The 12976-nt window shown below is 63.4% G+C and carries 14 protein-coding genes and 1 tRNA gene; 6 read left to right on the plus strand and 9 right to left on the minus strand.

Features of this window, described 5'->3' with window-relative positions:
• Nucleotides 1-56: 56 nt before the first annotated feature.
• Nucleotides 57-254, minus strand: coding sequence for a cysteine-rich CWC family protein (locus tag OX459_RS17440; RefSeq protein ID WP_289905955.1), 198 nt, complete (start codon nt 252-254; stop codon nt 57-59).
• Nucleotides 255-485: 231 nt separating this feature from the next.
• Between OX459_RS17440 and argB the strand changes: the two genes are divergently transcribed.
• Nucleotides 486-1379 (plus strand): acetylglutamate kinase, encoded by an 894-nt coding sequence (gene argB, locus OX459_RS17445; RefSeq protein WP_010393729.1) that lies wholly within the window; start codon nt 486-488, stop codon nt 1377-1379.
• Between the two features lie 65 nt (nt 1380-1444).
• Nucleotides 1445-1519: transfer RNA gene (locus OX459_RS17450), tRNA-Thr, on the plus strand.
• A gap of 145 nt (nt 1520-1664) precedes the next feature.
• On the opposite strand, the gene OX459_RS17455 is transcribed toward OX459_RS17450, so the two are convergent.
• Nucleotides 1665-2534 carry a TraB/GumN family protein gene (locus tag OX459_RS17455; RefSeq protein WP_289905956.1) on the minus strand — a complete coding sequence of 290 codons (870 nt, stop codon included), beginning with the start codon at nt 2532-2534 and terminating at the stop codon, nt 1665-1667.
• A gap of 95 nt (nt 2535-2629) precedes the next feature.
• Between OX459_RS17455 and OX459_RS17460 the strand changes: the two genes are divergently transcribed.
• The 3 genes from OX459_RS17460 to pabB all read left to right on the plus strand — a co-directional run bounded on the left by OX459_RS17460 (nt 2630) and on the right by pabB (nt 5908).
• Complete coding sequence (locus OX459_RS17460) at nt 2630-3364, plus strand: pyrimidine 5'-nucleotidase (protein WP_077398423.1); 735 nt, start codon at nt 2630-2632, stop codon at nt 3362-3364.
• A gap of 102 nt (nt 3365-3466) precedes the next feature.
• The gene (slmA, locus tag OX459_RS17465) at nt 3467-4042 is read left to right on the plus strand and encodes a nucleoid occlusion factor SlmA (RefSeq protein ID WP_099665918.1); all 576 of its coding nucleotides are present in this window, start codon (nt 3467-3469) and stop codon (nt 4040-4042) included.
• Between the two features lie 21 nt (nt 4043-4063).
• Nucleotides 4064-5908, plus strand: coding sequence for an aminodeoxychorismate synthase component I (gene pabB / locus OX459_RS17470; protein ID WP_289905957.1), 1845 nt, complete (start codon nt 4064-4066; stop codon nt 5906-5908).
• Between the two features lie 84 nt (nt 5909-5992).
• Here pabB and OX459_RS17475 read toward each other — a convergent pair whose 3' ends face one another.
• Both OX459_RS17475 and OX459_RS17480 read right to left on the minus strand, forming a co-directional pair.
• Nucleotides 5993-6352, minus strand: coding sequence for a DUF1428 domain-containing protein (locus OX459_RS17475; RefSeq protein ID WP_034783795.1), 360 nt, complete (start codon nt 6350-6352; stop codon nt 5993-5995).
• Nucleotides 6353-6467: 115 nt separating this feature from the next.
• A complete protein-coding gene (locus OX459_RS17480; protein ID WP_289905958.1) occupies nt 6468-7061 on the minus strand; it encodes a glutathione peroxidase in 594 nt (197 codons plus the stop codon).
• A 181-nt stretch (nt 7062-7242) separates the two neighbouring features.
• Here OX459_RS17480 and OX459_RS17485 point away from each other — a divergent pair, with 181 nt between their 5' ends.
• Nucleotides 7243-8370 (plus strand): poly(3-hydroxybutyrate) depolymerase, encoded by a 1128-nt coding sequence (locus OX459_RS17485; RefSeq protein ID WP_289905959.1) that lies wholly within the window; start codon nt 7243-7245, stop codon nt 8368-8370.
• 157 nt (nt 8371-8527) lie between these two features.
• Here the strand turns inward: OX459_RS17485 and gabD are convergent, their stop codons facing one another.
• The 5 genes from gabD to OX459_RS17510 all read right to left on the minus strand — a co-directional run bounded on the left by gabD (nt 8528) and on the right by OX459_RS17510 (nt 12961).
• A complete protein-coding gene (gene gabD, locus OX459_RS17490) occupies nt 8528-9982 on the minus strand; it encodes an NADP-dependent succinate-semialdehyde dehydrogenase (RefSeq protein WP_289905960.1) in 1455 nt (484 codons plus the stop codon).
• Nucleotides 9983-10074: 92 nt separating this feature from the next.
• Nucleotides 10075-10917: a PPK2 family polyphosphate kinase gene (locus OX459_RS17495; RefSeq protein WP_251349555.1), complete on the minus strand. Its 843-nt coding sequence runs from the start codon at nt 10915-10917 to the stop codon at nt 10075-10077.
• A complete protein-coding gene (locus tag OX459_RS17500; RefSeq protein ID WP_289905962.1) occupies nt 10914-11336 on the minus strand; it encodes a CoA-binding protein in 423 nt (140 codons plus the stop codon). Before OX459_RS17500 ends, OX459_RS17495 begins: the two co-directional genes overlap by 4 nt.
• A 64-nt stretch (nt 11337-11400) precedes the next feature.
• A complete protein-coding gene (locus OX459_RS17505) occupies nt 11401-12054 on the minus strand; it encodes a bifunctional 2-keto-4-hydroxyglutarate aldolase/2-keto-3-deoxy-6-phosphogluconate aldolase (RefSeq protein ID WP_289905963.1) in 654 nt (217 codons plus the stop codon).
• A gap of 13 nt (nt 12055-12067) precedes the next feature.
• The gene (locus OX459_RS17510; RefSeq protein ID WP_289905964.1) at nt 12068-12961 is read right to left on the minus strand and encodes an SMP-30/gluconolactonase/LRE family protein; all 894 of its coding nucleotides are present in this window, start codon (nt 12959-12961) and stop codon (nt 12068-12070) included.
• Nucleotides 12962-12976: the final 15 nt, after the last annotated feature.

The raw sequence follows: 12976 nt of genomic DNA on the forward strand, positions 1-12976 counted from the left end.
CGTATTCCCCTACAAAATGCAAGGTCTTTTGCAAAGGAAAAAGCGCGCCGATGCGCTTATCTGGCTGGCGTTGCTACCGGAGGGGTCAAGGCGGCGATGCGCTCTTGCAGGCAGGCGGGGCACCAGCAGCCCACGGCGGTGCTGCCGGGCACGGGAACGGCCGGCGGCAGGGCCACGCACCAGCAGGGTTCCTTGGCGTCCGGATCAAGCTGACCACACTGGAAGGTGACGCCGCACAGGCTGCATACGCTCATGGCTGTGTTTGAATTGGCAAGTGTGTGTCCTGCCGCGCCGGGATGCGACGCAGATGTAACGGGCAGTAAAAGGGCTGGCTGGGGGGCATATCGGGCCAGACTATAGGATCATCAGGGAAAATACAACAAGATCGCCCTATAATGCCTCCAAGATTTTCTTCTTCCCTGTAAAATCCCACAAATCTATTTTCCGGACTCGCCATGAATCAACTAGCTAACTTGAACCTGGACATGAATGACGACTTGACGGCGGTGTCGCCACAAATCAAGGCGCAGATTCTGGCCGAGGCCCTGCCCTACATCCGCAATTTCCATGGCAAGACCATCGTCATCAAGTACGGTGGCAATGCCATGACGGACGAACGCCTGAAGCACGGCTTCGCGCGCGACGTCATCCTGCTCAAGCTGGTCGGTATGAACCCGGTCGTGGTGCACGGCGGCGGACCGCAGATCGACAACGCGCTGAAAAAAATCGGCAAGCAAGGCACCTTCGTGCAAGGCATGCGCATCACCGATGAAGAAACCATGGAAGTGGTGGAGTGGGTGCTGGGCGGCGAAGTGCAGCAGGATATCGTCATGCTGATCAACCATTACGGCGGCCAGGCTGTGGGCCTGACGGGCAAGGATGGCGGCTTGATCCGCGCGCGCAAGATGCAGATGCCGGACCGCGAACATCCGGGCGAATTCCTCGACATCGGCTTCGTCGGCGAGATCGACGCGATCAACCCGGCCGTCGTCAAGGCGCTGCAGGACGACGCCTTCATTCCCATCATTTCGCCGATCGGTTTCGGCCAGGATGGCCAGGCCTACAACATCAACGCCGACGTGGTAGCCGGCAAGATCGCGGAAATTCTGAAAGCGGAAAAGCTGATCATGATGACCAACATCGCCGGCGTCCAGGACAAGCAGGGCAACCTGGTAACCGACCTGTCGGCGCGCGAAATCGACGAGATGTTCGCCGACGGCACGATCTCGGGCGGCATGCTGCCGAAGATCTCGTCCGCACTCGACGCCGCCAAGTCCGGCGTGAACACGGTGCACATCATCGACGGCCGCATCGAACACTCATTATTGCTGGAAGTGTTGACCGAGCAAGCTTTTGGTACTATGATCCGTTCGCACTAAAAAAATCGCAATGCATCACAGCGAGTAGTTTGGCGGCGCAGATCACCTGGCGCCGCTTTTAATTTGCCCTTGTAGCTCAGTGGTAGAGCACTCCCTTGGTAAGGGAGAGGCCACGTGTTCGATCCACGTCAAGGGCACCAGTATCCTTTCCCCGCAGCTGAAAAAATGTCCATGGCGGCGTTGTACTGCCTCGCCGTACATGCGTACTGTCTTCGTCAGTACGCCTTGCCCTGAACACTTTTCCATCTGCTCTGCCGCCGTTTGTTGCGCGGCTAAGCCACCAGTTCAATACACCCGCTCGACCTTCAAGCCCTTCTGACGCAATAAATCCGGAACGCTTTTCGTTCCCACCAGATGCAGCACGCCGATGGCGGCCAGGCTGTGTTTTTCGCGCGCCAGCAACCTGGCGATGCCGTCGGCCAGGGCCGGGTTGCGGCCATCCAGCAACACCTTTTGCACGAACTGGGCGGCGAACGACGGGTCTTGCGCTGCTTTCGCCGCCAGCCTGTCGAAGGCGGCGGCATCGGCCGTGCGCCAGGCGTTGGCGATCTCGCGCGCTTCCTGGCTTTGTTCCTGGTCCTCGATCGACGCCACGCCGTCTTCCAGGAAGCGGCACTGGTCGGCCGGCGACATGGCGCCGAACAGCGCCATCTGGCCTTCCATCGACTCGAGTTCCACCACGGGGATCTTGCGCGCCTTGGCCTGCTGCGACAGATAATTGTCGACGGCCAGGTCGGAGCGGTAGCCCAGGGTGGAAAACTCGCCGATGGCCAGCATGCTGGCCAGCATCCACGGCTTCATCGGCGCCACCGACTCGGCTGGAATGCCGTATTTTTGCAACAGCGGCGCCAGGCGCGGGGCCAGGGTCTGGCGGCAATCAAGCGGCACTTGGCTGCCCGGCGCCTCCATGCCGTACTTCAGCACGGCGCCCAGGGCGGCGCGCGGGTCGGCGCCAGGATCGATCTCCAGCGCCAGCGCGCCAGCCTGGTGCAGCGCCTGCGTCACGGTCGGCTCGAGCGGATAAAAATCGGGCGCGCCGACGTGGATGGTGCCGAACAGATACAGGGTATGGCTGGCGTCCTGCACCTTGAACAGGGCACCCCGGTTTTGCGCCGCGGGTGGCGCTTCGGCAAAGGCCGCCGGCAACGGCAGCAAGAATAATCCGCAAAACATCACTATAATCTGGCGTCGCATGGTTTTCCTGATTGTTGAATTTTTCATCTTGCTTATCATCTTGCCTAAAGACTCCTGTGCCTGTGTCCCATCTTAACCGCTCGTCGCCGGTCTGGCTGTTTGACCTCGACAACACGCTGCACAATGCCTCGCACGCCATCTTCCCCACCATCACGGCCAATATGAACACGTATATTGCCCGCGTGCTGGGCGACGGCGTGACGCCGGCCGACGACGCCATCGTCAATGCGGCGCGCGCGGCCTACTGGCGCCGCTATGGCGCCACCTTGCTGGGCATGGTCAAGCACCATCAGGTACAGGCAGCGCATTTTTTGCACGAGACGCATGCATTCGACGATTTGCGCGCCATGATACGCGCCGAGCGGGGGCTGGGGGCTTTACTCAAACGCCTGCCTGGCCGTAAAATTTTACTCACCAACGCGCCGCTGCGCTATTCGAGCGACGTGATGCGCCACCTGGGCTTGCGCCAGCATTTTTCGCAGCATATCGCCATCGAGGCGATGCATGTGCACCGCCAGCTGCGGCCCAAGCCATCGACCCTGATGCTGCGCAAATTGATGCGCAAGCACCAGATCCGCCCTGGCCGCTGCATCCTGGTGGAAGACACCCTGGCCAACCTGAAGGGCGCGAAAAAACTGGGCCTGCGCACGGCATGGGTCACGCAATACCTGAAAATGGCGGATCCGATAGGCGTGGCGAAGTTGCCCAAGGCGTTAAATCGCCCCGCTTACGTCGATGTCAAAGTAAAATCTGTCCGGCATTTGGCACGCCGCCTTCACCGTCTGCGTTGAAGGGGACTCCTGGGCTTCCGGTTGACGCCGGAAGCTGCACCGCTAGCGGCGGTGACGGACCTCCCCATCAAGGCAGCATTTTTTTTAACGACAAGAGAAAATATGGCAAGCACACCGCCGGGCCAACGCAGGCTACAAATTCTTCAGGCCCTCGCCGCAATGCTGGAGCAGCCGAAAGGCGAAAAGATCACCACTGCCGCACTGGCGGCCAGACTGGCCGTGTCGGAAGCGGCCCTGTACCGCCATTTCGCCAGCAAGGCGCAAATGTTCGAAGGGCTGATCGAATTCATCGAGTCGAGCGTTTTCGGCCTGATCAACCAGATCGCGGAAAAGCACAGCGACGGCATGACGCAAACGCGCGACATCGTCGGCATGCTGCTCAATTTCGCCATCAGCAATCCGGGCATGACGCGCGTATTGATCGGCGATGCGCTGGTCAATGAGGACGAACGCCTGCAAGTGCGCATGAACCAGTTCTACGACCGCGTGGAACTGGCGCTCAAGCAGGCCTTGCGCGTGGCCGCCGCCGAAGGCCATGGCAAGGAAAGCGAAGTGGCGGCGCGCGCCACCCTGATCGTCGGCTTCGTCATCGGACGCTGGCACCGCTACGCCAAGAGCGGCTTCAAGATCAATCCCTCCCAGGAAGCGGCGCTGCAAATCGCCATGCTGCTGGGGTAAGTCACCGCCGCGGCTGTCCCCATGCATACCGACTGTTTCGCCCTGCTCGACGACGCCAGCACCCCAGGCGCCGGTTCGCGCCTGTACACGGGCCTGGCGGCGGTCTTGCAATGCACCGAGGGGCAGGCCTGGCCCGAGCTGCTGGAAGGCCTGCAAGATGCCTTACATCGCGGCCAGTACGCCGTCAGCGTGTGCAGCTACGAGCTGGGGGCGCATTTGCTGGCCATGCCGCCGCGCGCGGCAGGCATCAATGCGCCGCCGCTGGCGCAAGTGCTCGTCTTCGACCATTGCACGCAGCTTTCACAGGACGAGGTGGCGCAATGGCTGGACGCGCCCGCCCGCGCCGACGCCGCGCCAGCCGGCGTGGCCGATATCCGCGCGAATGTGGATCAAGCCGAATTCACGCGCGCGCTGCACCGCATCCACGACTACATCTTGGCCGGCGACACCTACCAGGTCAACTACACGTATCGCTTGCGCTTCGACGCCTTCGGCTCGCCCCTGGCTCTGTATGCGCGGCTGCGCGCGCGCCAGCCAGTGCCCTACGGCGCGCTGGTGATGCTGCCCGATGGCAGTGCCCTGCTGTCGCTGTCGCCGGAATTGTTCGTGCGCCATGCGCAAGGCGAGCTGATGGCGCGCCCCATGAAAGGCACGGCGCCGGCCGCCCCCCCTGAGCAAACGGCAGAAAACGCGCGCCGCGCCAGAGCCCTGGCCAATGACCCGAAGAACCGCGCGGAAAACCTGATGATCGTCGACCTGCTGCGCAACGACATCGGCCGCATCGCCGTCACCGGCTCCGTCAAGGTGCCGGCCCTGTTCGAGGTGACGCGCTACAGCAGCGTGCTGCAAATGACCTCCACCGTACAGGCGCGCCTGCGTGACGACGCCAGCCTGGCCGACATCTTCCAGGCCTTGTACCCGTGCGGCTCGATCACGGGCGCGCCGAAACGCCGCACCATGGAAATCATCGCCGAGCTGGAGCCGGCGCCGCGCGGCATCTATACGGGCGCCATCGGCTGGTTCGACCCTTCTGCCGCCGGCGCTACCCACGCGGTGGGCGACTTCTGCATGTCCGTGCCGATCCGCACCCTGGCCTTGCAGCCGGCTGGCCCTGACGGCATCCGGCGCGGCGAGATGGGCGTGGGTGCCGGCATCGTGCTCGACAGCGACCCGCACGAGGAATTTGCGGAGTGCCAGCTCAAGGCCCGCTTCCTCACGGGCCTCACGAACGACTTCGAACTGTTCGAGACCCTGCACGCCAGCCGCACCGGCGGCTGCCGCCAGCAGGAGCGCCACCTGGCGCGCCTGGCCGCCTCCTGCGCCTACTTCGGTTTTGCCTGGGATGCGGACGCGGCCCGCGCCGCGCTGCAGGCAGCCTGCGCGGCGCGCCCCGACGACGCGCCCTTCCGCCTGCGCCTGGCGCTACGCCAGGATGGCCAGTTCACGACGCAAAGCGGTACACTCACCGCCCTGCCGGACACGGTAACCATCCTGCTGGCACCCGACGCCACGACTGCCGACGACCTGTTCCTGCGTCACAAGAGCAGCGTGCGCGCACGCTACGACGCGGCCTGGCGCGCAGCCGAGGCGCAAGGCAGCTTCGACATGCTGTTCTTTAACGAACGGAGCGAACTAACGGAAGGCGGGCGCAGCAATGTCTTCGTCCGCCTCGATGGCCGCTGGCATACGCCGCCCCTGTCCTGCGGCCTGCTGCCCGGCGTGCAACGCGCCGCCATGCTGGCCGATCCTGCCTGGGATGCGCAGGAAACCATCATCACGCGGGCCATGCTGGCGCGGGCCGAAGCGATTGTCGTGTGCAACGCGCTGCGCGGGGCATTGCCGGCACATATCATCGCTAGCGCCTGAAACCGTTCAGGGCAAGGCGCATTGCCGAAGGCAATGCAACCGCACGACGAGGCATTGCAACGCCGCCATGGACTGTTTCAGCCGCTAGAGATCCACCTGCATTTCATAACCGCCGTAGATCATCCGCTTGCCATCGAACGGCAGCTTGGCCGGATCCATCATCTCGGCCAGGCGCGGGTCTTTCATGACCTTGTCGTTGATTTCATCGCGCTTGGCGCGCGACGCATACACGATCCAGGAAAACACCACCACTTCGCCATCCTGCAAGTCCACCGCTTGCGGGAACGACGTCAGCTTGCCTGGCTTGACATCGTCGCCCACGCATTCGCGAAATTCCAGCGCGCCATACTCGCGCCAGATGGCGCCGCAACTGCGCGACATGGCCAGATAGGCATCGAGCTTGGCTTTCGGTACGGGCACCACAAATCCATCGACATACGCCATGATGTTCTCCTTTGTTGTGACAAACGCGAACAACCAGCTTAGGACAATGATGGCAAGACGACAAGCGCGGCATTAAAAAAAAGCAGGCGATCAAGCCTGCTTGGGTGTCGGCAACTTACATCGCCAGCGCTTTTTCCACCGCGCCAACGAGTTTCTTGTCGTCCGGCGTCACCTTGCTGGGGAAGCTTTCCACCACTTTACCGTGGCGGTCGATCAGGTATTTGTGGAAATTCCAGGCCGGGGTCTTGCCCGTCTGCTTGATCAAGTCCACGTACAGCGGATTCGGCGCAGGGCCGGAGACCACCGATTTGGCGAACATGGGAAACTTCACACCATAGGTGTTGTAGCAGAAATCGGCGATTTCCTTGCTGTTGCCCGGCTCCTGCTTGCCGAAATCGTTCGACGGGAAGCCCAGCACCACCAGGCCCTTGCTGCCGTACTTGGCGTACAGCGCCTCGAGCCCTTCATATTGATTAGTAAAACCACAATAACTTGCCGTATTGACCACCAGCACCACCTTGCCCGCGTACTGGCACAGGTTTTGCGGCGCTTCATCCTGCAGGCGGTTGAAGGTCTGCTTGAGAATGGCGGGGCAGGCGGCCGGCGCGGCGGCAGCTGTAGCGGTTTCGGCGGCATGGGCCGGCATGGCCAGGCTGGCGCCGGCGGCAAGGGTGGTGAGCGCAAATAGCTGGGCAAGGGTCTTGGACATGAAGGGCACCATGATTGAACGGAAAAAAACCATTCTATGTCAAACGCCGCGCGCGCGCATGAGGGCCACAACAACAGCAATTGCTTGAGCGACATCAACGATAGTGCAGTACTTGCCCATCGCACAGTTTTTTTACCTATGCTCGGCCTTCCTATCCCATTTCTTGCCTTGTGGAGTCGCCATGCCCTTCCCGCACCTGACCGCATTACCCACCGCCCTGCTGGCCGCCAGCCTGCTCACCCTGGCGCCAGGCGGCGCGCTCGCCGCCACGGCCGCCAAAGCTGCCAAGCCCGCCGCGACCAGGGATGCTCCCGCCCTGCCCGGCTACCAGGCTGACCTGAGCCAGACCACCGTGTCCGGCCTGTCCTCGGGTGGCTTCATGGCGGCGCAGTTTGCCGTCGCCTACTCGGCCACGGTGGCCGGCGCCGGCATCATCGCGGGCGGCCCGTATTTCTGCTCGGGCCAGCCGGGCCGCTTCCCCTACATTCCCTACCTGACGAATGCCCTGACCACCTGCATGAATCCGGGCAGCGCGCAGGTGGCGCCGCCTGTCGCCAGCGAATTGCTGCGCGCGGCGAACGACTTCGCGCGTGCCCGCCTCATCGACGACACGGCCAACCTGAAACGCCAGCGCGTGTATCTGTTCAGCGGAACAAAAGACCAGACCGTGACGCGGCCGGTAGTGGAACAGGTGGGGAAATTCTATGCGCTGGCAGGCACGCCAGCCGAGCAGATCCGCTTCGTCGACAATGTCGGCGCAGGCCATGCCATCATCACGGACAACAACCAGGACAAGGCTTGCGATGTAACGGCGTCGCCCTTCATCAATGACTGCGACTTCGTGCAGGCGCGCGACATCCTGCAGCACCTGTACCCGGACCTGCAGCCCGCGTCGACCACGCTGACGGGCAAGCTAATCGCCTTCAACCAGCGCAGCTTCATCCAGAACGCGTACTCGAGCATGAACAATACGGGCTACGCCTACATCCCGAAAGCCTGCGACAGCGAGAGCTGCCGCGTGCACGTGGTGTTCCACGGCTGTTTGCAAACGACGCAAGCCATCGGCGACCGTTTCTATACCAGCACCGGCTACAACCAGGTGGCGGACGCCAACAAGATCATCGTGCTGTATCCGCAGGCCGAACCGAGCCCCGTCTACCCGTACAACCCGAAAGGCTGCTGGGATTTCTGGGGCTACACCAGCATCAATCCGATCGACCCGGATTTCTACCGCAAGAGCGGCACGCAAATGGAAGCGGTCAAGGGCATGCTGGACCGCTTGGGATCGGCTCGCAACAGCCGTCGATAACGGACGTCACGAATGCTTGAGAAAATCGTAGCGAGCGGCAACGAGGCTCGGCGCCCCCATCTGGCTAAGAAGCGCAGCTGTACTGAGTACGGGGCCGCCGAGGCAGCGAGCATCGCAGGCCGGAAAGCGCGCCGCGCAGTAGATTTAATCAAGCATCCTAGATACCGCCCATGCAGATGTACTTGATGACGAGATAGTCTTCGATACCGTAGGTCGACCCTTCACGGCCCAGGCCCGATTGCTTGACGCCGCCGAAGGGAGCGATCTCGTTCGAGATCAGGCCCGTATTGACGCCGACCATACCCGTTTCCAGGCCTTCGGCCACACGCCAGATGCGGCCGATGTCGCGCGAATAGAAATAGGCAGCCAGGCCGAATTCCGTGTTGTTCGCCAGGGCGATGACTTCATCGTCCGTCTTGAAGCGGAACAGGGGCGCCAGCGGGCCGAAGGTTTCTTCGGTGGCCACGCGCATGTCGTTCGTCACGTCGGCGATGATGGTCGGTTCGAAGAAGCCGTTGCCCAGCGCATGGCGCTTGCCGCCAGCGAGCAGGCGGCCGCCCTTGCCCAGCGCGTCGGCCACGTGTTCTTCCACCTTGGCGACAGCCTTGGCATCGATCAGCGGGCCTTGCGTGACGCCCGCCTCGATGCCATTGCCCACCTTCAGCTTGGCCACGGCGGCCACCAGCTTGTCGGCAAACGCGTCATACACGCTATCCTGCACGTACAGGCGGTTGGCGCACACGCAGGTCTGGCCCGCATTGCGGTATTTCGAGGCGATGGCGCCTTCCACGGCCGCATCCAGGTCCGCGTCGTCGAAGACGATGAACGGCGCATTGCCGCCCAGTTCCAGCGACAGTTTCTTGATCGTTGGCGCGCACTGTTCCGCCAGCAGGCGGCCCACCTGGGTCGAGCCCGTAAACGTCAGCTTGCGCACGATCGGGTTCGACGTCATTTCGCCGCCGATGTCTTTCGGCGCGCCCGTGACGATGCTGAACACGCCCGCAGGCACGCCCGCGCGCTCAGCCAGCACGGCCAGCGCCAGCGCGGAAAACGGCGTTGCTTCAGCCGGTTTCAGGACCATCGGGCAGCCGGCGGCCAGGGCCGGGCCGACTTTGCGGGTGATCATGGCGGCGGGGAAGTTCCACGGCGTGATGGCGGCGCATACGCCGATCGGCTCCTTGGTGATGACCAGGCGGCGGTCCGGCCAAGGCGATTGCAGGGTATCGCCCGCAACGCGCTTGCCTTCTTCGGCAAACCACTCGATGAACGAGGCGCCGAACTGCACTTCGCCCTTCGCTTCCGGCAGGGGTTTGCCCTGCTCGGTGGTCATGATCAGCGCCAGGTCGTCGGCGTTTTCCAGGATCAGGTCATGCCAGCGGCGCAGCACGGCCGCGCGCTCCTTGGACGTCTTCTTGCGCCAGGCAGGCCAGGCGGCATTGGCCGCCTCGATGGCGCGGCGCGTCTCGGCGGCGCCCATCAGGGGCACCGTGCCGATATGCTCGCCCGTGGCGGGATTGCTCACATTAATCGTCTGGCCACCATCGGCATCGACCCAGGCTCCATTCACGTAAGCCTGGTGACGCAACAAGGTAGGATCTTTCAACTGCAGCATATGCATCTCCGGTCTGGTTTGAATTATCGACGAGGGATACTATGCCACAGCGCGGCAGATTTCGCAGGCGCGGCGCTGAACTGCCCCGAGCTCTACTCGACCTTGAAAGACGACAGTTTCGGGTCCGGCGCCGGGTATTCCAGCTTCATGCCCTGCAGGGTTTCCAGCAGCAGGGACGCGACCACCAGGTTGCGCTGCGTCTTGGAGTTCGATGGCACCACGTACCACGGCGCGTGGTCTGCATCCGTCTCGCGGATCGCCGTTTCATAGGCGCGCTGGTAGCCATCCCACTTCTTGCGCTGGGCGATATCGTTGGGATCGAACTTCCACTGACGGTCGGGATCGTCGAGCCGCTCCTGCAGCCGTCCCCGTTGCTCGTCCTTCGAGATATGCAGGAAGACTTTCAGGATGACGGTGCCCGTTTCGCTCAGCATGCGCTCGAAATCGCGGATCTGCGCATAGCGGCGCTGGCATTCGGCTTTGTCGATCATGTCCTGCACGCGCGTGATCAGCACATCCTCGTAATGGCTGCGGTTGAAGATGGCGATCTCGCCTTTCACGGGCACATGCTGGTGCACGCGCCACAGGTAATCGTGCGCCAGTTCGATATCGGTGGGTCCCTTGAACGCCACGGCGCGGATGCCCATCGGGTTGATATTGCTGAAGATCGCCTTGACCGTGCCATCCTTGCCCGACGTATCCATGCCCTGCAAGACCAGCAGCACCTTCTTTTTGTGCTGCGCGTACAGCATGCTCTGGCACTCGGCGATCTGCGCCGTCAGGGCCACGGTTTCCTCGCGGTCCAGGGCCTTGCACTGGGCCGGCGTCAGCTTCTTGTTGGCCGCCTTGGTGGCGGCGCCCAGCAGGCGCTTTCCGGCGAAATCCTCGTTCAGGTCGAAGTCCTTCCCGGCACGGAACTGCGTGCGCGCCTTCATGCCGCCACCGCCAGCTTGCGGTGCTCGATTTTTGTGCAATGGTCCATTACCACCTCCAGGCCCGCCGCCCGCGCCAGCTGCGCCGCCTGCTCGTTGACTACGTCGAGCTGCAGCCACAGGCAGCCAGCCTTGACGGCGATGGCTTCCTCGGCGATGGGCAGAATATCTTCTGACTTGCGGAAGCAGTCGACGATGTCGATGCGCGCCGGCGCGACAGCCGCCGCGGCCTGCGTCAGGGTGGCGTAAGCGCGCTGCCCCAGCACATCGCGCCCGGTGAGGGCCGGATTGACGGGCAACACGCGATAGCCATGCCGCAGCAGGTAATCTGCCACTTCATGGCTGGCGCGTTCGGGCTTGTCGGACATGCCGACGATGGCGATGATGCGGCTGTCTTGCAGAATGCGGGCGATGTTGGACATATTCTGGTCTATGAGGCGTGCGACATTGCCCCCTTAGCGTAGCAGATTCCCGTCCCGGTGGGAGCTAGCCAGAAGACTTAGCCGTCCGCACGGCCGCCATCTTCGCCACGAAGGCCTGCGCGCGCGCCGTCACGGCCGCGTAGTCTCCCGTGGCGCCCGGACCACTCAGACTGCTGCCGATGCCTACGGCCACGGCGCCGCTGGCAAACCATGCATGCAGGTTCTCCACCGTCACGCCGCCCGTCGGCATCAACGGCGCTTGCGGCAGGGGCGCGCGCAGGGCCTTGATGTAGGCGGGACCGAACATCTCGGCAGGGAAGATCTTGACGATGTCGGCGCCCGCCTGCAGGGCCGTGACTATCTCCGTCGGCGTCATCGCCCCCGGCATAGACAGCACTTGGTAGCGCTGACACAGCGTGATGGTCTCCACGTTCACGCCAGGCGAGATGATGAACTGGGCGCCGGCCAGGATGGCGGCGCGTGCCGTCTCCGTATCGAGCACCGTGCCCGCGCCCAGCAGCACGTCATGGCCATGGCGTTCGCGCAGGGTGCGCAGCACGCCCAGGGTATCGGGCGTGGTGAACGCCACTTCCAGCGCCGTGATGCCGCCGGCAATGCACGCCTCGGCAATCTGCACGGCCGCCTGTGCCGAAGAGGCGCGCACGATGCCGACCATGCCCCGTTCGAGGATGCCCTCGAAAACCGTGTGCTTCTGCATTTGCTCTCTCCTGTCAGGCCGGCAGGGCGCCAAAGCGCACTTCCGGCAAACCGCGCACGCCCACCTGACGCGCATGAAACAATCCCCCGGCCAGCGGTTCGCTCGCCAGCTGGGCCGGGCTCAAGCTCTCCTGCGCCGTCGTGACGAACAATTCGTCGTAGTGTGGCCCGCCCAGGCTCACGCAGCTGGGCTGCGACACGGGCAAGGCTATCGCGCGCTCGACGCTGCCGTCCGGCGCGAAGCGCAAGACCCTGCCTGCTCCCCATTGCGCGCTCCACAGGTAGTCATCCGCATCGATGGTGGCGCCATCGGCGGCGCCGGGGCCCGGATCGAGCACGGCAAACACGCGCACCCGGCTGGCATCGCCCCCCAGGTAATCGTCCCAGCGGTAGATCGCCTTCTTCATCGAGTCGCAGAAGTACATGGCCGTGCCATCGACGCTGAAGCAGATGCTGTTCGAGATGGCGATCTGCGGCAGCGGCAGGCGCTCCAGGGTAAGGTCCAGGTTGAGGCGGTAGAAGCTGGCGACGGCATCGCGGCACGGCCGCTCATCGAGCGTGCCGAAGACAAAGCGTCCCTGGCGGTCGCAGCGGCCATCGTTCAGGCGCGTCATGGGCAAGTCCCCCTCCACCGTGTGCAAGGGCGTGACGGCCCCGCTGCGCGCGTCAAACCAGGCCAGGCGCGAGGCCAAGCCCAGCAGCAAAACGTCGTCGCTGTCCGTCAGCGCGAAGCACGCCAGGCGCTCCGGCATGGCCCACGTCTGGCGCTCGCCTGTGGCCAGCACCAGCGCATGCAGCTGGCAGCCTTCGATATTCGTCCAGAAAACGCGGCCGCTGCGTTCGCACCAGCGCACGCCCTCGCCGAGAAAATTCTGCGCATCGACCAGTAATTGGGCCTGTGTCCCCATCATTTTTTCCTTGTT

It is taken from the genome of Janthinobacterium sp. SUN026 (assembly GCF_030397625.1).
Classification (GTDB): Bacteria; Pseudomonadota; Gammaproteobacteria; order Burkholderiales; family Burkholderiaceae_D; genus Janthinobacterium; species Janthinobacterium kumbetense.